This is a genomic window from Mycobacterium conspicuum, from assembly GCF_010730195.1.
Lineage (GTDB): Bacteria > Actinomycetota > Actinomycetes > Mycobacteriales > Mycobacteriaceae > Mycobacterium > Mycobacterium conspicuum.
In genome coordinates this window covers 2,525,908-2,545,813 of sequence record NZ_AP022613.1, presented here as the reverse complement: position 1 = coordinate 2,545,813, position 19,906 = coordinate 2,525,908, and the positions used below count along the sequence as shown (strand labels likewise).

Here is a 19,906-nt window from a genome sequence, read left to right as displayed (position 1 = left end):
GCAAATCCATACCCCCGAGGCTGTCGTGACGCCCCTCAGGCCCCGATCGCCTCTGCGAGTTGCTCGGGCACGTAAGTCATGAGCGCGGGCACCAGGCCGCTGATCGGTGTCCCGCCGACGTTAGTCGTGGCGGTGAAGGGAGTGTTCCCGATCGTGACCGTGACCGACGCTTTGTACGGGGTGGCCGGCACGAGCAACCCGTTCAGCGGCAGGTCGATGGTCACCGGGTAGCCGCCCGCATTGAAGGAAATCGGCGCGATCAGCTCACCGTTGAGGAGTCCGTTGGTGATGACGGCCGGCGCGCCGACGAGCGCGTCGAAGGCACCGCCGAAGTCACCGGCCCGCAACGCGTTGGTGAACGCCCGCGCGCTGAGATCGGCCGCATGCAGCGCGTTAACCGGCCCGCCCGCCGCCTCGAGCAACAGTGTTATCGGCATGCCGAAGTGGGCGTTGAGGAAGAAGCCGACCGCGGGCGGGAAGATCCGGATGGCGAGCCCCGCGTTGGCGACGATGGAGGTGTCGTTGAACGTCTCGATGGCGTTGGTGACGTTTTGCGCCATCTGCGCGGCGACGGAGCCCGGGACCAAGAAGTTGGTGAAGTTCTGCGCCATCTCCCCCGGTATCCCAAGGATGGGCAACAGGTCGCCCAGCGTGCCCGTCGGCGTCACGACCGCGGTGAAATTCGTGAGGGAACCGGACGTGACGGTGGAGAACCCGGTGAAGAACAGATTGACGAAGGCGTCACTCAGGGTGCTCACCGCGCCGCCGATGTTGCCGGAGAACACATCCTGCAGCGCCGATTCGAAGGCCGCGGGCAACGCTTGCAGGCCGACGGTGAAATCGTGGGCAGCGTGGGAAAGCGCCGTCCCGATCGTGTGGGCGTAGCCGAGCTGGTTGTTGATGACCTGCTCGACGAATGCCACGGGGTTGAACGCCGCCAGCCGGTCGAAAAACGCCTGAATGGCGATCGGCACGCTTTCGGGGAAGTTCTGTGCGAAATGGTCGATGGCGGTGAAGATCTGCTGGGCGTAGGCCTGCTGGTTGGCGAGGAATTGGTGCAGCACCGGCGCCGGGTTCGCGGCGATGGCGGCGCGCAGCGCCCGCAGGTTGGCGCTCGTGTTGGCGACCAGTTCCTCGTAGGGGTTCGAGCTGTCAGCCGCGCCGCGCAGCAAAGCCGGCGCGCCGGTGATCGACCCGATGGCGGATTGCACGTCGGCCACCACCTGCTGCGCGTTGGCGGTCTCGGCGCTGAGGTAGGCCTCGGCGCTGGACTGCAACGACCGCACGAACTGGCCGTGAAACGCCGACGCCCGCGCACTCAGGGAGTGGAATTGCCGGGCATGCGCGCTGAATAGCGCTGCGACCGCGACCGACACCTCGTCCTGGGCCGCGGCGACGATGCCGGCGGTCGGCGGCGTCGCGGTGGCGGTCGCCGCGCCCAGCGTCGAGCGAAGATTTTCCAGATCCCCCGCGGCCGACTCGATCAGTTCTGGCATCGTGCTGACGAACGACATACCCGTCCCCCTTGGACTGATTGCGGCGATCAACTGAATCCCGAAGGCCCTGAGCGTAAATTAACGCCGCAGTAATGCGGGCAAAATTCCGCCGGTTTCGTCAAACGCGTTGCAATAACGCGCCGCCCGCCGCATGACCGGGTTCGTGTACTTCAACTGCAGTTGGTCGGTCCAGGCCGGAACAGCACCGGCAAGCCCGGGCGTTGTTGCGATGAGCCTTGGCGGACACGAAGCTTTACTTCACGACGGCGCAACCGTGAAAGTTGTTCTCCTGCCGCCGAGTTGGGCCGGCAGGCGCGTATATCCGTGCAAATTGATCAGCCCACGCGGCTGCGGCGGCGCGACGAGGCGCAGATCCGGAAATGTCTCGAAAAGCGCACGCAGCGCGGTAGCGCCTTCGATTCGAGCCAGGGCGGCGCCGACGCAGGCGTGCACGCCGGACCCGAACGCCAGGTGCTCGCGCGCGTTCTCCCGGGTGATGTCGAAGGCGGCCGGATCGGCGAACACGCGCGGGTCCCGGTTGGCGCCGCCAAGCAACAGCGCCACCATGTCGCCGGCCGCGACGCGGGCGCCGGCGATTTCGACGTCACAATGCGGGGTGCGCGCCGTCATCTGCACGGGGCTGGCGATCCGCAGGATCTCCTCGATGGCTCCGGACCACAGCTCGGGATTCTCGCGGAGCAGCGCCAATTGCTCGGGGTGTTGCAGCAGCAACACAATCCCATTGCCGATCAGGTTGACCGTGGTTTCGAAGCCCGCGCCGACGATCAACGCGGCATTGGCGGTCAGCTCACGGTCGGTCATTGTGCCGTCCGCGGCCATCCGGCTGAAGGGGTTGTCGCCGGCGTCGGCCGCCCGCAGTTTGCGGAAGTGCTCGAGAATGTAGTCATCGGCGCCTTGCAGGCCGGCGATGGCGTTCCGGTAGGTTTTCCAATCGATGCCGATATCGAGCAGCGGCGCGCCGCAGCGACCCCACTCCAGCATGCGGGGATAGGAATCGGTTGGCAGGCCAAGGATCTCGGCGATGATGGCGACCGGCAGTTGCATCGCGAAATCGGCGATCAGATCGGGTTGCGGTGTGGCGGCGATGCGCTCGATCAACGCCATCGTCACCTCGGCGACGCGGGTACCGAGCGCGTCGACCGCGCGCGGGGTGAAACTTTGCGCCACCAGCTGCCGATAACGCGTGTGATCGGGCGGATCCACAATTACCATGGCCGGCGGTTCGACCGGGTTGGCCACGCCCGGGTCGGTCGCGGCAATGAGCTTCCGCAGCGGCCGGGGCAGCTCCATGTCGGTGGGCGCGGTGACGCCAAAGCGTTTGTCTCGCAGCACTTCTCGACACACGGCATGGTCGACACTCGCCCACACGTACGGCGCACGCATCAGCGGGCCGCGCGCCCGGATCTCCTCCATCAGCGCGTAGCGGTCGTTGCCCGGGGCGCGCAGCAGCCGGGCCAGCGGGTTGCCCCGGCGGGATTGAACGGCGAAATAGGCCCGCGGCACACCGTGTATCGCCATCCATCGGGCCCGCAGTCCGACACGCATAACGATCCCTCCCGGACGTGCCACGTGCGATACAATGAGACTCTTATTGTCTCAAATGACTCAACCGCAACGATACGTCGACCGCGGCCAAGGAGCAAGGAGGGATCGGGTGACCTCGACTCGAACGGCCGAGTTCGTCCGACGACTCACCGAACCCGATCCCGTCGTCCTCGCCCAGGTCGACAACCCCGACGAGATCACCACCCGCATCCTGGCCGCCACGCTGGAACAGGCCGAACTCGTCGGGATCCGTCGCACCACCATGGAGGACGTCGCTCGACGCAGCGGTGTGGGGCGAGCCACCCTCTACCGTCGCTTCCCCACCAAGGCCGCACTCATGGATGCCGTCGTGCTCGCCGAAGCGCGCCGATTTCTGGAAGGCAGCGCGCAGGCCCGCGCGCACGCCACGACGTTCGAAGACCGCATGGTCTACGACACGATGTTCTCGGTGACGTTCATGCGCGAGCACACCCTGCTCAAGAAGTTGCTGCGCACCGAGCCGGAGACCATCCTGCCCAGCCTGACCATCGACGCGGGCGCCCTCGTCGATTACGCCACCGAATACTCTGCGGCGTTGATGCGGACCGAGCTCTATGGCACGTCGAAAATCACCAAGGCCCAGGACCGGCATCTGCGCACCGTCGCCGAACTGCACACTCGACTCACGCTGTCGTTCATCGTGACCCCGCACACCCGCATCAACCTGGCCACCCTCGACGACACCCGCGCCTACGTCCGCAACTACCTGATGCCGATGATCACCAGCGCGGCCGAATTCCCGCGACGCTAGGTGCGCAACACGGCGCCGACCGCGGCGGCCGCGCGTTGCACGGCGGCGTCACGCGCCGCGCTGGCGTCATCTTCGGTCAGCGTGCGATCCGGGGCGCGGAACCGCAACGCGAACGTCAGCGACTTGCAGCCCTCGCCGACCTGCGGACCGGTGAAGACGTCGAACAATTGGATGTCCTCGAGCAGTTCGCCGGCGCCCTCGCGAACGGCATCGGCCACCGCCTGGGCGGGTACTTCCGCGGACACCACCAGGCTGACGTCCTGGAACACGGCCGGAAACGGCGACACCCTGGGCGCCGGCAGCGCCTCGACGCCGGGGATCGCATCGAGGTTCAGCTCCAGCGCGCAGCTGTCCTTCGGCAGTCCGGAGCGCTCGATCACCGCGGGATGCAACTGCCCGGCATGACCGACGACCGTCTCGCCGACCAGCACCTCCGCGCACCGACCCGGATGCCACGGCAGGTGTTGCGCCGCACGCAAAGTCACCTCGACTCCGCTGGCGCGGGCGATGATCCGCACGGCCTCGAAGGCGTCGGCGGCTTCGACCCGGCGACCGGGACCCCAGGGACCGCGCGGCTCGCGCAACCCGGCCAACACGGCGGCCACGTGTTGCGGCTGCCGCGGCAAAGACGCATCCAGCATGGCGATTTCGTCGTCGGTGGGCCGGCGGTGGACCGGGATCAGCTCGACACCGCGAGTGTCCTCGGTCGGGCGCACCACCTGCGCGAGGGCAAACAACGCGACATCGACCAGACCCCGAGATACGTTGCGCGCCAAGGCTTCCAACAAGCCGGGCAGCAGCGTGGTGGCCAGCTGCGGACGGTCGGCCTCCAGGGGGTTCAGCACGCGGGTCGTCACGCGGCGCGGGTCGTCGGCCGGCAGTGCCCACAGGTCGAACACGCCGGCGGGCAGGAACGGCGTCGGCAGGATCTCGACAAAACCCGACTGCGCCAGCGCCTTTCCGATCGCGCGGTGGCGTTTTTGCGCCGCGGTGAGCCCGGCACCCGCGGGAGCCGGCGGCAGCACCGACGGCACCGCCTCCAGTCCCTCCAGCCGCAGCACCTCCTCGACCAGGTCGGCGGGCTGCAGCAGGTCGGGTCGCCAACTCGGCGGCGTGACGGTCAGGGTGTCGCCGTCCTCGCTCACCTGGGCACCGATCTGGGTTAGCCGCCGAGCCGTCGTGCCCGGCGCGTAGGTCACCCCGGCGACGCGGTCCGGCAGGTCGGTCGCGATCCGGACCGGCGGCAGCGACCAATCGTCTCGCGGCGGGTCGCCGCGCCAGTCGGTCAGCGTCGGCTCGGCGACTCCCCCGGCGATGTCGGCCAACAAGGCTGCGCAGCGATCCAGGGCGGCGACCGAGACGGCCGGATCCACCGTGCGCTCATAGCGCCGCGCGGCCTCGCTGGGCAGATGCAGCCGGCGCTGCGTGCGCGACACCGCCGCCGCGTCCCACACCGCGGCCTCCAGCAACACGTCGGTGGAATCGGTGCGCACCTCCGTGCTGGCGGCCCCCATCACCCCGCCGATCGCGGTGGTCGCCACGTCGTCGACGATCAGGACGTCGGCCGGATCGAGCCTGCGTTCGATGTCGTCGAGGGTGACGACGGTTTCGCCCGGACGCGCGAACCGCACCGCGAAGGCCCCGGTGATGCGCTTGCGGTCGTGGGCGTGCATGGGGTGGCCCAGCTCGAGCATCACGTAGTTGGTCACGTCGACGGCCGGAGAGGTCGCGCGGATCCCGGACAGCAGCAGGCGGCGTTGCAGCCACCAGGGCGACACGGCGGCGGGGTCGATCCCGGTCACCGGGCGCAAGGCAAACCGCCGCACCCCCGTGCCGGGGTCCACGGTCAACGGCCAAGCCTCGCCCTCGACGGGCAATGGCTCCACGTCGGCCGGGTCGACGAAATCCAGGTCATAGGTGCACGCGATCTCCCGGGCCAGCCCGCGCACCGACATGCAGTAACCGCGGTCGGGTGTGATCGCCAGATGGAACACCACATCGTCGAGCCCGAGCACGGCGGTGCCGTCGGCGCCGGGTTCGGCGGTCCCGGGCGGGAGCACCAGGATCCCGGAATGGTCTGTGCTCAGGCGGAGTTCGGCCGCCGAGCAGATCATGCCGTCGGAGATGCGGCCGTAGGTCTTGCGCGACGCGATGGCAAAGCCGCCGGGCAGGGTGGCACCGGGCAGTGCCACCACAACCAGATCACCTACGGCGAAATTCGTTGCACCACAGACAATCTCGCGCTGCTGCGGCTCGCCGACATCCACCAGACACGCCCGGATCGGCTTCTTGAATTCGGTGAGCTCCTCGATGGCGGCCACCCGCCCCACCACGAGCGGACCGTCGACGGGACCGAGGGTGATCACCTCTTCGACCTCGTGGCCGATGCGCACCAGCGCCTGCGCGACGTCGTCGGGACCGATGTCCCAGCCCGGCGCCCCGGCGGAAATCACTTCGCGCAGCCAGCTATACGGGAGGCGCATCAGAAACCCACCCCGAAAGGCAACGAGAACCGGATGTCCCCTTCGACCATGTCGCGCATGTCGGGGATGCCGTTGCGGAACTGCAGGGTCCGCTCCAGACCCATGCCGAACGCGAAGCCGGAGTAAATTTCCGGGTCAATTCCCGCGGCCCGCAACACGTTTGGGTGCACCATGCCGCAACCGCCCCACTCCACCCAGCCGGCGCCGCCCTTCTTGCCGGGAAACCACACGTCGACCTCGGCGGAGGGTTCGGTGAACGGAAAGAAATGCGGCCGGATACGGGTGCGGGCCAGCGGCCCGAACTCGGCGCGCGCGAACGCGTCCAGCGTTCCGCGCAGGTGCGCCATGGACAGGCCGCGATCCACCGCCAGGCCCTCGACCTGATGGAAGACCGGCGTGTGGGTGGCGTCGAGCTCGTCGGTGCGGAAGGTGCGGCCGATCGAGATGATGTAGACCGGCAGCTCGCGTTCGAGCAGGGTCCGCACCTGCACCGGTGAGGTGTGGGTGCGCAGCAGCTGCCGGGAACCCTCGGGCGCGATGTAGAAGGTGTCCTGCTCGCTGCGCGCCGGGTGGTCCGGCGGGAAGTTGAGCGCGTCGAAGTTGAACTGCTCGGTCTCGACCTCGGGACCCTCGGCCAGCTCCCAGCCCATCGCGATGAACGTGTCGGCGATGTGCTCGGCCAATATCGTGATCGGGTGCCGGGCGCCGGTCGGCTGGCGAGTCGACGGCAGGGTGACGTCGATGCGTTCGGCGACCAGCACCGCCGCGTCGCGTTCGTCGCGCAGGACCCCCAGCCGTTCGTCGTAGGCGCGTTGGACCTCGGCGCGGGCGGTGTTGACGCGTTTGCCGGCGTCCGCGCGGTCCTCCTTGGGCAGGCTGGCCAGCGCCTGTCGCGCCAGCGCCACGGGTGAGCGGTCGCCGAGGTGTTCGGTTTTCACCTGCGCCAGCGCGTCCAGGCTGCCGGCGCCGGCCAACGCCCGGTGTGCGGCGCTGACGGCGTGCGCCAGGGCTTTCGGCGACAGGTCGACGGGTTGATCACCCACGCGGCGGCACTCTCCTCGCTGACCGGGCTGTTCGGTCCGCTCGCCTCGTCGCGAAGCGGACGGGTAATTGATTGCGCGCAGCATGGATGTGGCGCAAGTGCCGATCATAGGTGATCAGGTGCTCGCCCCTGGGCGACCTTCCGGTCGTGCCGGGGCGCTTAGCCGGCCAGTGCCGGCTGCACGGCGGCGAGCGTCGCGGCGTCGGACGCCGTGCGCGAGCGGATCAACCGCACCAGCTGGTGCACCGCCACCGCACCCAGCAGGCCGAACGCCGGGGCCGCGGCCATGGTCGCCCAGTGGTGGGCGAGCACCAGGAAGCCGAAACCCGAGGAGGCCAGCAGCATCATCAGGCGCACCGGCGTCCAGTGGATCGGGCCGCGGAACTGGGCCGACACCAGCACGCCGAGGATCACGGCGATGGTGTGGCCCGCATCGGTGAAATCGCCGCCGATGACCGCGGCGGTGATCGCCGCAAAGATCCACCAGCCGACCCACGCCGGGCGCCAGCGCGGCGGAATCGCCGCCGTCAGGGCCCCTAGCACCGCGAGCGCGCCATAGCTCATCCCCACATCACTGGCCCGGGTGATCGACCACGGCAGCCAGCCGAACTCCACCGCGGCCGCCAGCGCGCCGACCACGACCACCGTCGCGCCGATGTGCCCGACCACGAATGCCACCATCAGCCGGATGCTGCGCAGATGCAGCTCCGCGAGCGCCAGCAGGCACGCCAAAAACGGCATCCAGAAGTACAGCGGACCGGCGTCGACGACGAAGGCGCTGCCCAGCAGCGTGCCCACGTGTCCGTGCGCCAGGTTGTGCAGGTTGGTGCTGGCGTGCTGAATCACCAGCTCACGTGTGTGCGGTTGCAGCGAAAGGAGCGCAAGACTCACCGCACCGGCGATCGCGACGTACCCCACGGTGACGCGGACCCGCGCGACCCGGGAGAGGATTCCGTAAATCATTACCCCCCACTATGCCTGTGCATTGTTTCAAGCGTTTCACCGTCAGGTAAGAACTCCCTCGGAAACCGGGAGCGTCCGGATCCGATAGATCGCCAAGTCCGCGGGAATGCCGGTAAGTTTGCTGGCAAACACGGGCCTACGTGCGCGCTTGGCGACGACCCCCAGTGCCTCCAGTTCGCTTTGCGGTATCTGATCCAGTGTCGAACTCGACACCATGATGCCACCTTTGGTGGCGCGTTCCATCACCCGGGCGGCGATGTTGACGTCGACACCGAGCCAATCGGCGGCCAGCCGCTGCGGCCTACCGGTGTGGATTCCAACCCGCATGCGGGGCGTATATCCGTTCACTTCAACGCTTTTCAACTCGTCTTGGGCGGCCAGCACGGCGCGGACGGCGACGACGGGGTTGCGGAATACCGCCATGATTCCATCGCCCAACCGTTTGACGATGTGCCCGCCGGCGTCGAGCAGCGGCGGCTCGACGGCACGAGCCACCTGACGCAGCAAGGCCAGGGCGGCGTCGTCGCCGGCTTCCAGCGACCACGTCGAGAAGCCGACCAGGTCGGTAAACACCAGCGTCACCTCGGGGTTTGCTGGCTGGCGCGAAACCGCCTCGGTCAACGCCTGCCACACCTGCAGCACGCCCAGGCTGACCTCGCGCGATGCCGCATTACGATCGCCCAACAGCCGATCGGCGGCTCGCGCGGCGGCACGCGGGCCCCCCTCGCCGGCGGTCGACAGCGGGTCGCCGAATTCCGGATCGCCGGGCAACAGCCGACGCGCCCGCCGGAGGAACGCCACCACGCCCGGGCTTTCGTTGGTGCTGCGCATCCAGCGCGTCGCGCTGTGCACCGGAGAACGCCGGGACGGGCCCGGCGCAGCGTCGGTTGCTTTGGTGCCTTGAGATCTCCCGGCCTCGTGTTCCCCGTGAGGCCCCGCTTCCACGTCGCAAGGGTAGGTGGTTTCTGCAGAATCAGGCAACGTCGAGCGGCGCGGCTGTGTCACAGGTCGCAGCGACCGACCGGCCCGAGGGTCACTGTTGGTCGTCGGCGGTCGGCCCTTCCGCAGCTGGACCGAGGAGCCCGGCGACGGGCACGTTGACGCTCGACGACGGGTCCGTCCCCTGATTTTGGAGGAAGGCTCTCACGGCGTTGACCGGAGTGTTCGGGAGCGCATTGACGGCTGGCATTGGTCGCACGCCCGACAGCGCGCTGCCGATCGCCGCGCTGCCGCTGTGCAGCGCGGACGCCGTCGTCAGGTACGGAGCGGCCGCGGCGACGCCGAGCGACACCTCCGAAGGCACCGCGAGAGTTCCGGAGGCGAGCGAGGCGGCTCCCGTCGCGAGGTCGTCCGGCCCGGTCAGCGTCTGCTTGATCGGGCCGACGGGATTGACCGTGCTGGGGATTGGGAAACCGGCCGGCTCCGGTTCCCCCGTGCCGCCGGCGGGAACGCCACCGGCGATCACCGGCGGGCTCCCGGTCCCGCCGACCGCGCCCGCGGTCCCGGTCCCCACATCCGAATGTCCCAGCAGCGCCTGCGGGGGCGAGTTCAGCGCGTTAATCAAACTCTGCGCCGCGTTCGCGGCCTCGGCGGCCAGGTACTGATTCGCGCTGGAGTTCAGCGCCCCCACGAATTGCGCATGAAAGTCCGCCACCTGCTCGCTGACGGCTTGATATTCGAGCGCGTGGGTGCCGAGCACCGCGGTGATGGCCGCCGACACCTGATCCATGGCCGGCGGGGCGATTCCAGTGGTCGAAGGTGCCGCGGCGGCGTTGGCCGCGCTCAGCGCCGAGCGGATGCCGTCCAGGTCCCCGGCCGACGAGGACACCGTCTCCGGCGCGACGTTGACAAAGGACACAGTCCGTCTCCTTCGACTGACCTCGAATCACCTGATAACGCACCGAGGAGCAGAAGTCTACTGGCGAGTAGTCGACTTTTGGCTAAAATGCCGCCGCCTGTCGGAGCCCCCACGATACGTCCTGATCACGCCTCCGCCTCGTCGTTGTGGACTCTCGATAACAGCATCGCGGCCCTGGCCGAAAACGTGGACAACGCGCGTTGTCAACGCTTATCTTTAGCCCCAGCACGAGTAGGGAGGTCGCGATGACTGCCACTTCAACATCGGGGACATCTGGGGCACCTTCCGATCCGCTCGGACCAAATTCGCTCACCTGGAAGTATTTTGGCGACTTGCGCACCGGAATGATGGGTGTGTGGATCGGGGCGATCCAGAACATGTATCCCGAATTGGGCGCCGCCGTCGAAGAACATTCGATCCTGCTGCGCGAGCCGCTGCAACGCGTGGCCCGCTCCGTCTACCCGATCATGGGCGTGGTCTACGACGGCGACCGGGCCGCGGCGACCGGCCAGCAGATCAAGGGCTACCACCGCACGATCAAAGGCGTCGACGCCGAGGGGCGTCGCTATCACGCGCTGAACCCCGAGACGTTCTACTGGGCGCACGCAACGTTTTTCATGCTCGTCATCAAGGTGGCCGAATACTTCTGCGGCGGGTTGACCGAGGCCGAGAAGCGTCAGCTTTTCGACGAGCACGTGCAGTGGTACCGGATGTACGGGATGAGCATGCGACCGGTGCCCAAGTCCTGGGAGGAGTTTCAGGAGTATTGGGAGCGCGTCGGCCGCGACGAGCTGGAACTCAACCAGGCGACCTTGGACATCTTCCAGATGCGGATCCCCAAGCCGAAATTCGTCCTGCTGCCCACGCCCGTCTGGGACCAGATCTTCAAGCCGCTGGTGGCCGGCCAGCGCTGGATTGCGGCCGGCCTGTTCGAGCCCGCCGTCCGGGAGAAGGCGGGCATGCACTGGACACCCGGCGACGAGATCCTGTTGCGGGTGTTCGGCAAACTGGTCGAGCTGGCGTTCCTGGCGGTCCCCGACGAGATCCGCCTGCACCCGCGCGCGCTGGCGGCGTACCGCCGCGCGGAGGGACGGATTCGCAGCGACGCCCCGCTGGTCGAGGCGCCGGCCTTCATGGGGCCGCCGCGTGACCGCCGCGGGTTGCCGATGCACTACTTTCCGCCGAGGTCCCGGTCGCCGCTCGACCCGGCCAAACTACTCATGGAGCGGGCGGGATCGCTGGTGCACGGCACGCTGTCGATCGCGGGCCTGCGTCCGGCCCGCGGCCGGAGCCGGGCGGCTTAGTCCGCGAGCCGAACGACACTGCGATTTCCGGCTCGAAATTTCGCAGCCAGGTTCGGCTCGCGGAGCCGACTCAGCCGTTGAGCGCCCGGGCGCTCTGGTACAGGCAAATCGCCGCGGCCGAAGCCACATTCAGGCTCTCGGCGGCGCCGAACATCGGAATGCGCACCCGACGGTCGGCACCGTCGGCGATCTCGGCGGACAAGCCATGAGCCTCGGGGCCGAACAGCCACGCCGTTGGCCGAGCAAGGTCGGCGTCCTCGAGCGACGTCTCGCCGTCCACGGTGGTCGCCAGCACCTGCAGCCCGGCGGCGCGCAACGCGCCGACGGCGGCACCAGCGTCGGGCGCGACCACGACCGGGATCGAGAAGATGCTGCCCGCGGAAGCGCGCAGGCATTTGCCGTTGTACGGGTCGACGCTGTGCCCGGCCAGGATCACGGCCGTCGCCCCCATCGCATCGGCGATGCGGATCACGGTGCCGGCGTTGCCCGGCTCGCTGATCTCGACCGGCACCACGACCAGCCGTGGCGCGGCGGCCAGCACGTCGGTAAGCCGGGTCGCCAGCATCTCGCACACGGCGACCAGCCCCGCCGGAGTCACGGTGTCGGACAACGCCTTTGCGGCGCGGTCGGTCACCAGGTGAACCGGCGACTGCGCACCGTCGAGGAATGACGAGTACCGCTCGGCCGCGGACTCGGTGACGAAGACATCGCGAACCAGCCCGCGCGCCGAGGCGGCCTCGACGAGGTTGACGCCTTCGGCGAGGAATCGTCCGGCGCGGCGCCGCGCGACGTGGCGATGCAGTTTGACCGCGGCGGCCACCCTGGCCGAGCGTTCGGTGAGCATCGACAGCCCGGAGGTTAGGCGGCCTCTCCGTTGGGCGCGTTGACATCCTCGGGCAGCGCCGCGCGCGCGACGTCGACGAGCGCGGTGAACGCCGCCGGATCGGTGATCGCGATGTCGGCGAGGTTCTTGCGGTCGACCTCGACGCCCGCGGCCTTGAGGCCCTGGATCAGCCGGTTGTAGGTGATGTCGTTGGCGCGCGCGGCCGCGTTGATTCGCGAAATCCACAACTTGCGGAATTCGCCCTTGCGCGCACGCCGGTCACGGAAGGCGTAATTCAGCGAATGCAGTTGCTGCTCTTTGGCTTTGCGGTAGAGCCGTGATCGCTGGCCGCGATAGCCTTTCGAGGCCTTTAGGACGGTGCGCCTCTTCTTCTGGGCGTTGACTGCCCGCTTCACGCGTGCCATGGGATGTTCCTACTTCCGTTCGTACGTAAATGGTCGGGTGCCGGACCAGTGCTCTGGCCCTTGGCGTTTGGGCGGTCAGCCGTTCAGGAGCGCGTTGATCCGTTTGGTGTCGTTGGCCGCAACGGTGGTGCGGCCGTCCAGCCGCCGGGTGCGCTTGGTCGGCTTGTGCTCGAGCAGGTGCCGACGGTTGGCTTTTTGCCGGACGATCTTGCCGGAACCGGTGCGCCGGAACCGCTTCGAAGCCCCGCTGTGGGTCTTGGCCTTGGGCATGTTTCCTCTAACTCTTCTAACTGTTAACCGGTCAGTGCTGGTGTTCTGGTCAGTTCGGTGCGGCGTCGGTGTCGCCGGCCGCGTCCGAGTCCGGCGCCGCGTCGCTCGCGACCGACGGCTCGTGTCCCTCCGGGTGCCGCGCCCTGGCGCGAGTCTTCGCGCCGCGGTGTGGTGCTAGCACCATCGTCATGTTGCGGCCGTCCTGCTTGGCCGAAGTTTCGACGAATCCGTAGTCGGCGACGTCGGCCCCCAGCCGCTGCAGCAATCGATAGCCCAGCTCGGGCCGTGACTGTTCGCGTCCGCGGAACATGATGGTGACCTTGACCTTCGATCCCGCTTCCAGGAAGCGGACCACGTGGCCCTTCTTGGTCTCGTAGTCGTGGTCGTCGATCTTGGGTCGCAGCTTTTGTTCTTTGACGACGGTCTGCTGTTGATTGCGGCGGGACTCGCGTGCCTTCTGCGCCGCCTCGTATTTGTACTTGCCGTAGTCCATGATCTTGCAGACCGGAGGTCTGGCGTTCGGGGCGACTTCGACAAGGTCGAGATCGGCGTCCGCGGCGACGCGGAGTGCGTCTTCGATACGCACGATGCCTACCTGCTCTCCCCCTGGGCCGATCAATCGGACTTCAGGTACGCGGATGCGCTCGTTGACGCGGGTCTCAGTGCTGATGGGGCCTCCCTCGTTTGGCTTCTAGTCACGACCTCGTACGGACCCCGTCAGGATTCAGCGGTGGAAACGCCACGTCATCAGCAAAAAGGCCCTGCCAAGCAGGGCCCAATGCCGACCGATCGCAACTTGACGTTACTCAAGCCGCCCACGCCACGCAGAACGGGCGCAGAACGGGCATTGCATGATGCCCGTGACCGGACCGCCTAGCCTTGACTTGAAGTCGTGGCCAGCGGTGGGAGTGGGACTCCACTTACTGTCCCTGGCGTTCGCCAGGATGGTCGCGTGGGTGAGTCTACCAGGCATGAGATGCCATTCCGCACATCGCGGAGCCGGAGCGGAGCTGGACGGGCGCCGGGTCGGCGTCGGGCCGGCATGGACCGCGCCTGGTGCGGGGATGGCAGGGGTCGTCACACGGTATCTAAAGGGGGCTGACAAGTCTTGAGCAGTCTTGGCGCTTCGCCAGGTAATTCACGGGTTGAGCGAATATCCTCGCGGTCTGTGGCACTAACAACGCCCACCACCGGCAGCCCCGCAGGCAGGCCCCCCAACGTGCGGGGTCGGTCGACCTCCCGCCTCCGCTGGGTCCCGGCGGCCGCCGGTTGGATCGTCGGTGTCATCGCCACACTTTCGCTGCTGGCCAGCATCTCGCCGCTGCTCAGATGGCTGATCCACGGCCCGCGGGAATTCATCAACGATTACCTGTTCAACTTCCCGGACACCAGCTTCGCCTGGTCGTTCGTGCTGGGCTTGCTGGCCGCGGCCCTGACCGCGCGCAAACGCATCGCCTGGCTGCTGCTGCTGGGCAACATGGTGCTGGCCGCGGTGCTCAACATCGCCGACCTCGCCGCGGGCGCCAACACCCCGGCCGAGGCCTTCGGCGAGAACCTCGGGTGGGTCGTCCACACCGTCGTCGCCATCCTGCTGATCGCGAGCTATCGCGAGTTCTGGGCCAAAGTCCGCCGGGCCGCATTGTTCAAGGCCGCCGCGACGCTGGCCGCCGGGTGGGTGATCGGCATCGGGGTGTGCTGGGGTCTGGTCGAGATGTTCCCCGGGACGCTGGAACCACAGGAGCGCTTGCTCTACGTCGTCAACCGGGTGATCGGGTTCGCGATCGTGGACCGCGACCTGTTCACGGGCAAGCCGATGCTCTTGCTCAACGCGGTCATGGGGCTGTTCGGCGCGCTCGCGTTGATTGCGGCGACGATCGTGCTGTTCCAGTCCCAACGCGCCGACAACGCTCTGACCGGCGAGGACGAATCGGCCATCCGCGGGTTGCTGGAACTGTGGGGCAAGAACGATTCACTGGGCTACTTCGCCACCCGCCGCGACAAGTCCGTCGTGTTCGCGCACAGCGGCCGCGCCGCCCTCACCTATCGCGTCGAGGTCGGCGTCTGCCTGGCCAGCGGCGACCCGGTGGGCGACCCGCGGGCCTGGCGGCAGGCCGTGGACGCCTGGCTGGCGTTGTGCCAGACCTACGGCTGGGCGCCCGGCGTCATGGGGGCCAGCACGGACGGGGCCCGGGTTTATCGCGAGGCCGGCCTCAACGCCTTGGAGCTGGGCGACGAGGCGATCCTGCGGACCGGTGACTTCAAGCTGTCCGGTCCGGACATGCGTGGCGTGCGCCAGGCGGTCACCCGGGCGCGCCGGGCCGGCCTGACGGTGCGCATCCGCCGGCACCGCGACATCTCGCCCGACGAAATGACCGCGACCATCCGCCGCGCCGACGCCTGGCGCGACACCCAAACCGAGCGCGGCTTCTCCATGGCGCTCGGCCGGCTCGGCGACCCGGCCGACGGCGATTGCCTGCTGGTCGAGGCGATCGACCGCGACGGTGAAGTCGTGGCGATGCTCTCACTGGTGCCGTGGGGAACCACCGGCGTCTCCCTGGACTTGATGCGCCGTTCCCCGCAGTCCCCCAACGGCACCATCGAGCTCATGGTCAGCGAGCTCGCCCTGAACGCCGAGGGCCTTGGCATTACTCGCATTTCGTTGAACTTCGCGATGTTCCGGTCCGCCTTCGAGCAGGGCGCTGCGCTCGGCGCCGGACCGGTGGCCCGATTGTGGCGAGGTTTTCTGCTGTTCTTCTCGCGGTGGTGGCAGCTGGAGACGTTGTACCGCTCCAACATGAAGTACCAACCCGACTGGGTACCGCGGTACGCCTGCTACGAGGATGCCCGGCTGATTCCCCGGGTGGGCGTCGCCTCCGCACTGGCCGAGGGCTTTCTGGTGCTGCCGTTCAGCCGCCGCGAAAGGGAGCACACCGGGCATCATTCCGCAGTTCCGGAACGGCTGGCAGAATCCGGCCTGTTGCACGCCGATGGGTCCGCCCCCGACGTCAGGGGGCTGGAAGAGGCCCGCGACGCCGCCGCCGCCGAAGAGACGAGATCGCGCCTGCCCGAACAGGTTCGGGTGCGCATGACCAAACTGCGGGCCCTGCAGAACTCCGGCATCGACACCTATCCGGCGGGGACTCCGCCCAGCCACACGGTCGCCCAGGCGATGGACGCGGACGACAAGGAGAGCGTCTCGGTGTCCGGGCGCATATTGCGGATCCGTGACTACGGCGGCGTGCTGTTCGCCGACTTGCGCGACTGGTCGGGGGAAATGCAAGTGCTGCTGGACAATTCACAAGTGGAGCGCGGCAGCACCAGGAATTTCACCGCCGCCATCGACCTCGGCGACCTGGTGGAGATCACCGGCCACATGGGCTTTTCCAAGAACGGGACCCGCTCGCTGATAGTGCGCGACTGGCGGATGATCGGCAAGTGCCTGCGGCCGCTGCCGAACAAGTGGAAGGGGCTTACCGACCCCGAGACCCGTTTGCGCACACGCTATGTCGATTTGGCGGTCAACACCGAGTCCCGTGATCTACTCATGGCCCGCAGCAGCGTGCTGCGCTCGGTTCGAGAGACGTTGTTCGCCAAGGGATTCGTCGAAGTCGAAACCCCGATGTTGCAACAGATCCACGGCGGAGCCGCCGCGCGACCGTTCAGCACTCACATCAACGCCTACGACATGGACCTGTTTTTGCGCATCGCGCCGGAGCTCTATCTGAAGCGGCTCTGCGTCGGCGGCGTGGAGCGCGTGTTCGAACTGGGCCGCGCCTTCCGCAACGAGGGAGTGGACTTCAGCCATAATCCGGAGTTCACCCTGCTGGAGGCCTACCAGGCGCACGCCGACTACCGGGTGTGGATCGACGGTTGCCGCGAGCTCATCCAGAACGCCGCCGAGGCCGCCCACGGCACGCAGACCGTGATGCGCCCGCGGGCCGACGGCACCCACGACGGTCTCGAGCCGGTTGACATCTCCGGTGTCTGGCCGGTGAAGACCGTCTATGACGCGGTGTCCGAAGCGCTGGGTGAAGAGATCGGCGTAAGCACCAGGCTGAGCCAGCTGCGCAAGCTCTGCGACGCCGCACACATTCCGTATCGGGCGCATTGGGACGCCGGCGCGGTGGTGCTCGAGCTCTATGAGCACCTGGTCGAGGGCCGGACCGAAAAGCCGACGTTCTACATCGATTTCCCGACCTCGGTGTCGCCGCTGACCCGACCGCACCGCAGTCAGCCCGGGGTTGCCGAGCGGTGGGATCTGGTGGCGTGGGGCGTCGAGCTGGGCACCGCCTACAGCGAACTGACCGACCCGGTGGAGCAGCGCCGCCGGTTGCAGGCGCAGTCGCTGTTGGCCGCGGGCGGCGACCCCGAGGCGATGGAGCTGGACGAAGACTTCCTGCAGGCCATGGAATACGCGATGCCCCCCACCGGCGGCCTCGGGATGGGCATCGACCGTTTGGTCATGCTGATCACCGGCCGAAGCATCCGCGAGACGCTGCCGTTCCCGTTGGTCAAGCCGCACTAGTGCTCACGGTCGCCGCCATGCGCCGCGCGGTGTTCGCGCGGCACTGCCATCCCTGGAGTGCGTGGACCCGCTGGGCGAGCACACCGCTGGTGCTCGTCCCCGTCTGGACACGGCGCTGGAGACACGCCGTGCCGATCGGCTTGTGGCTAACGGTCAACCCGTTCGTCTTCGGCAAGCCGGCACACGCAGGCGCCTGGTCCACCCGGGCGATGCTGGGCGAAGAATTGTGGATCGCCCAGCGGCCCCGCGATGCGGCGGCGGCCGTCAGCGCGTTGACGTCGGCGGTATCGCTGGGCGCCGTCGTCGCCGCCCGCCGCCGCCGGCTGGCCCCGGCGGCAATCGCGACCGCGGTGCAGATGGCGCTGACGTTGGTGTACTGGGCGCAGATGGTGCGTTATTTTGAATCGCATGCCCGACGAACCGGACCTTCCTGACGCCGCGCAGTCCGAACCCGGCTACGACAACGCCGGCGTGCCGACCTTCGACTACGTGCGCGAAAAGATCGAAACCCGATACGGAACATCGCTGGGCGCAACGGAACTCGACGACAAGAGTCCCGAAGGCCAGACCGTGGAGCAGCAGTACGAGGAGCGCCAACGCGCCGCCGCCGAGCGCCTCGCGCAGATCCGCGAGTCGATGCGCACCGATGAGTGAGACCAATCCCGTCTCGCGAGTGGGCAGCCAATTCGGGCGTTACCGGCTGCAGCGGTTACTGGGCCGCGGCGGTATGGGCGAGGTCTACGAGGCCTATGACACCGTCAAGGATCGGACCGTGGCGCTCAAGTTGATGTCGCAGCAGTTGAACTTCGACGACACGTTCCGCCGGCGCATGCAACGCGAGGCGCACACCGCGGGCCGACTGCAGGAACCCCACATCGTGCCGATTCACGACTACGGCGAAATCGACGGCCAACTGTTCATCGACATGCGCTTTGTCGAGGGCACCGACGTTGCGGCGCTGATCCGCCGCGACGGGCCGCTGCCCCCGCCGCGCGCGGTCGCGATCGTCGGACAGGTCGCCGATGCCCTGGACGCCGCCCACCGCGCCGGCGTCATTCATCGCGACATCAAACCCGAGAACATCTTGGTCAACGAGAACGACTTCGCTTATCTGGTCGACTTCGGGATCGCCGCCGCCTTCACCGACCACAAGAACTTGACCAAAACCGGTACCGCCGTGGGCAGTTGGAGCTACATGGCGCCCGAACGGTTCGGCGACGCGGAGATCACCTATCGCGCCGACGTCTACGCCCTCGCGTGCGTACTGTATGAGTGCCTCACCGGCGAACCGCCGTTCCGCGCGGACGGCCTACCCGCGATCATGGCCGCACATCTGACCCGGCCCATCCCCAGGCCCAGCTACCAAAATCCTGCCGTACCAATCGCTTTCGATGAGGTGATCGCTCGCGGCATGGCCAAGGATCCTGCCCACCGATATCACACCGCCGGCGACCTGGCCCGCGCCGCCCACCATGCACTCAGCGCCCCCGACCAACGCCGCGCCGACAGGCTGGTCGAGCACAGCCGGCAATTCACACCCCCGCCCACCGCACCGGCGCCTTTCGCTCCCACCCCACCGCCGCAGTGGCCGGCACCCGCGCGGCCGCCCGTCAAGCGCACGCCATGGCTGATCGTCGGCGCGGCACTGACGGTCGTCGCCGTCCTCGCCGGCGTCGGCATCTGGCTCGGGGTCAGGCACCAACCCAACGCCCCGACGGCGGCCTCCACGACGACCACGACGACGGCCACCGCCGGTGCCGCGACCACCACCAGGACGTCGCCGACAGTCGCGCCCGCGCAACTAAATTCGATCCTGCTCAGCCCCGCACAGATCGACGCCTACTTCTGGACCAGCGGCATCGTCGTCGACCACAGCGCCTCCGATATGCGCGACCCCGACCCCGGTAACACGGTCTCCGATCCGCAGTGCCTGGGTGCGCTGATCGGTTTGCAATCCGCGACCTACAAGAGCAGCGGCTACACCGCGGTGTTGGGCCAATTACTTAAGAAGCCGCAGAGCAACCCCCCTATCGTCGTGGTTCAGGGCGCAGTGATTTTCGCATCCGCCGAACAGGCGCTCGGCTTCGTCACGGCACAACAGGGCGCGTGGCATGGCTGCGCCGGAAAGACCCTCACCCAGAATCAGCCCGGCACGTCACTGCTGTGGACATTTCACGACGTGACGGGCAATCCGCCGAAAATCTCGCTGGTACACGACTCGGCGAACAACTCGGGGGTGACCTGTCAGCGCGTGCTCAACGCCGTGTCGAACGTGGTTCTCGACGTCAACGCCTGCGGACCGCAGGTCACCAACCAGGCCAGCCAGATCGCGACGGACATGGCCGCCAAGGTCAAGTAGCG

The 19,906-nt window shown here is 67.8% G+C and carries 17 protein-coding genes; 6 read left to right on the top strand and 11 right to left on the bottom strand.

What is annotated here, in order from left to right; translation table 11 throughout:
* Positions 1–35: 35 nt before the first annotated feature.
* Both G6N66_RS11985 and G6N66_RS11980 read right to left on the bottom strand, forming a co-directional pair.
* Positions 36–1,514, bottom strand: a complete 1,479-nt coding sequence (locus tag G6N66_RS11985) for a PE family protein (RefSeq protein WP_085234263.1) — start codon at positions 1,512–1,514, stop codon at positions 36–38.
* Between the two features lie 240 nt (positions 1,515–1,754).
* A complete protein-coding gene (locus G6N66_RS11980) occupies positions 1,755–3,062 on the bottom strand; it encodes a cytochrome P450 (RefSeq protein ID WP_085234264.1) in 1,308 nt (435 codons plus the stop codon).
* A gap of 109 nt (positions 3,063–3,171) precedes the next feature.
* Between G6N66_RS11980 and G6N66_RS11975 the strand changes: the two genes are divergently transcribed.
* Positions 3,172–3,852, top strand: a complete 681-nt coding sequence (locus G6N66_RS11975; RefSeq protein WP_085234265.1) for a TetR/AcrR family transcriptional regulator — start codon at positions 3,172–3,174, stop codon at positions 3,850–3,852.
* On the opposite strand, the gene pheT is transcribed toward G6N66_RS11975, so the two are convergent.
* The 5 genes from pheT to G6N66_RS11950 all read right to left on the bottom strand — a co-directional run bounded on the left by pheT (position 3,849) and on the right by G6N66_RS11950 (position 10,198).
* The gene (gene pheT, locus G6N66_RS11970; RefSeq protein ID WP_085234266.1) at positions 3,849–6,335 is read right to left on the bottom strand and encodes a phenylalanine--tRNA ligase subunit beta; all 2,487 of its coding nucleotides are present in this window, start codon (positions 6,333–6,335) and stop codon (positions 3,849–3,851) included. The two genes, G6N66_RS11975 and pheT, sit on opposite strands and share 4 nt — an antisense overlap.
* Positions 6,335–7,378 (bottom strand): phenylalanine--tRNA ligase subunit alpha, encoded by a 1,044-nt coding sequence (gene pheS / locus G6N66_RS11965; protein ID WP_085234308.1) that lies wholly within the window; start codon positions 7,376–7,378, stop codon positions 6,335–6,337. Before pheS ends, pheT begins: the two co-directional genes overlap by 1 nt.
* Positions 7,379–7,536: 158 nt before the next feature.
* Entirely contained in the window at positions 7,537–8,340 is an 804-nt protein-coding gene (locus G6N66_RS11960; protein ID WP_085234267.1) for a rhomboid-like protein, read from the bottom strand.
* Between the two features lie 42 nt (positions 8,341–8,382).
* Positions 8,383–9,171: an adenylate/guanylate cyclase domain-containing protein gene (locus tag G6N66_RS11955; protein ID WP_269474949.1), complete on the bottom strand. Its 789-nt coding sequence runs from the start codon at positions 9,169–9,171 to the stop codon at positions 8,383–8,385.
* 202 nt (positions 9,172–9,373) lie between these two features.
* Positions 9,374–10,198 carry a PE family protein gene (locus G6N66_RS11950; protein WP_085234268.1) on the bottom strand — a complete coding sequence of 275 codons (825 nt, stop codon included), beginning with the start codon at positions 10,196–10,198 and terminating at the stop codon, positions 9,374–9,376.
* A 245-nt stretch (positions 10,199–10,443) separates the two neighbouring features.
* Here G6N66_RS11950 and G6N66_RS11945 point away from each other — a divergent pair, with 245 nt between their 5' ends.
* Positions 10,444–11,502, top strand: a complete 1,059-nt coding sequence (locus tag G6N66_RS11945) for an oxygenase MpaB family protein (RefSeq protein ID WP_085234269.1) — start codon at positions 10,444–10,446, stop codon at positions 11,500–11,502.
* Between the two features lie 70 nt (positions 11,503–11,572).
* Here the strand turns inward: G6N66_RS11945 and G6N66_RS11940 are convergent, their stop codons facing one another.
* The 4 genes from G6N66_RS11940 to infC form a co-directional block, all read right to left on the bottom strand.
* Positions 11,573–12,346, bottom strand: a complete 774-nt coding sequence (locus tag G6N66_RS11940) for a TrmH family RNA methyltransferase (protein WP_085234270.1) — start codon at positions 12,344–12,346, stop codon at positions 11,573–11,575.
* Positions 12,347–12,360: 14 nt separating this feature from the next.
* Positions 12,361–12,750 carry a 50S ribosomal protein L20 gene (rplT, locus tag G6N66_RS11935; protein WP_085234271.1) on the bottom strand — a complete coding sequence of 130 codons (390 nt, stop codon included), beginning with the start codon at positions 12,748–12,750 and terminating at the stop codon, positions 12,361–12,363.
* A gap of 75 nt (positions 12,751–12,825) precedes the next feature.
* On the bottom strand, positions 12,826–13,020 hold the full coding sequence (gene rpmI / locus G6N66_RS11930; protein ID WP_085234272.1) for a 50S ribosomal protein L35: 195 nt from the start codon (positions 13,018–13,020) through the stop codon (positions 12,826–12,828).
* Between the two features lie 49 nt (positions 13,021–13,069).
* Positions 13,070–13,690 (bottom strand): translation initiation factor IF-3, encoded by a 621-nt coding sequence (gene infC, locus G6N66_RS11925; protein WP_085234273.1) that lies wholly within the window; start codon positions 13,688–13,690, stop codon positions 13,070–13,072.
* Between the two features lie 549 nt (positions 13,691–14,239).
* Between infC and lysX the strand changes: the two genes are divergently transcribed.
* The 4 genes from lysX to G6N66_RS11905 are packed head-to-tail and all read left to right on the top strand — an operon-like array spanning position 14,240 to position 19,904.
* Positions 14,240–17,545: a bifunctional lysylphosphatidylglycerol synthetase/lysine--tRNA ligase LysX gene (gene lysX / locus G6N66_RS11920; protein ID WP_085234274.1), complete on the top strand. Its 3,306-nt coding sequence runs from the start codon at positions 14,240–14,242 to the stop codon at positions 17,543–17,545.
* On the top strand, positions 17,545–17,979 hold the full coding sequence (locus G6N66_RS11915) for a DUF6653 family protein (RefSeq protein WP_332107691.1): 435 nt from the start codon (positions 17,545–17,547) through the stop codon (positions 17,977–17,979). The genes lysX and G6N66_RS11915 overlap by 1 nt, the downstream gene beginning before the upstream one ends.
* Complete coding sequence (locus tag G6N66_RS11910; protein WP_085234275.1) at positions 17,954–18,199, top strand: hypothetical protein; 246 nt, start codon at positions 17,954–17,956, stop codon at positions 18,197–18,199. Before G6N66_RS11915 ends, G6N66_RS11910 begins: the two co-directional genes overlap by 26 nt.
* The gene (locus G6N66_RS11905) at positions 18,192–19,904 is read left to right on the top strand and encodes a serine/threonine-protein kinase PknH/PknJ (protein ID WP_085234276.1); all 1,713 of its coding nucleotides are present in this window, start codon (positions 18,192–18,194) and stop codon (positions 19,902–19,904) included. The genes G6N66_RS11910 and G6N66_RS11905 overlap by 8 nt, the downstream gene beginning before the upstream one ends.
* Positions 19,905–19,906: the final 2 nt, after the last annotated feature.

Excerpts from the sequence above, each read along its gene's own strand:
- G6N66_RS11940 (WP_085234270.1), bottom strand. The coding sequence starts at position 12,346 with ATGCTCACCGAACGCTCGGCCAGGGTGGCCGCCGCGGTCAAACTGCAT.
- G6N66_RS11955 (WP_269474949.1), bottom strand. The coding sequence starts at position 9,171 with ATGCGCAGCACCAACGAAAGCCCGGGCGTGGTGGCGTTCCTCCGGCGG.
- G6N66_RS11945 (WP_085234269.1), top strand. The coding sequence starts at position 10,444 with ATGACTGCCACTTCAACATCGGGGACATCTGGGGCACCTTCCGATCCG.
- G6N66_RS11905 (WP_085234276.1), top strand. The coding sequence starts at position 18,192 with ATGAGTGAGACCAATCCCGTCTCGCGAGTGGGCAGCCAATTCGGGCGT.
- G6N66_RS11980 (WP_085234264.1), bottom strand. The coding sequence starts at position 3,062 with ATGCGTGTCGGACTGCGGGCCCGATGGATGGCGATACACGGTGTGCCG.
- G6N66_RS11985 (WP_085234263.1), bottom strand. The coding sequence starts at position 1,514 with ATGTCGTTCGTCAGCACGATGCCAGAACTGATCGAGTCGGCCGCGGGG.
- G6N66_RS11960 (WP_085234267.1), bottom strand. The coding sequence starts at position 8,340 with ATGATTTACGGAATCCTCTCCCGGGTCGCGCGGGTCCGCGTCACCGTG.
- rplT (WP_085234271.1), bottom strand. The coding sequence starts at position 12,750 with ATGGCACGCGTGAAGCGGGCAGTCAACGCCCAGAAGAAGAGGCGCACC.
- pheT (WP_085234266.1), bottom strand. The coding sequence starts at position 6,335 with ATGCGCCTCCCGTATAGCTGGCTGCGCGAAGTGATTTCCGCCGGGGCG.
- G6N66_RS11910 (WP_085234275.1), top strand. The coding sequence starts at position 17,954 with ATGCCCGACGAACCGGACCTTCCTGACGCCGCGCAGTCCGAACCCGGC.
- rpmI (WP_085234272.1), bottom strand. The coding sequence starts at position 13,020 with ATGCCCAAGGCCAAGACCCACAGCGGGGCTTCGAAGCGGTTCCGGCGC.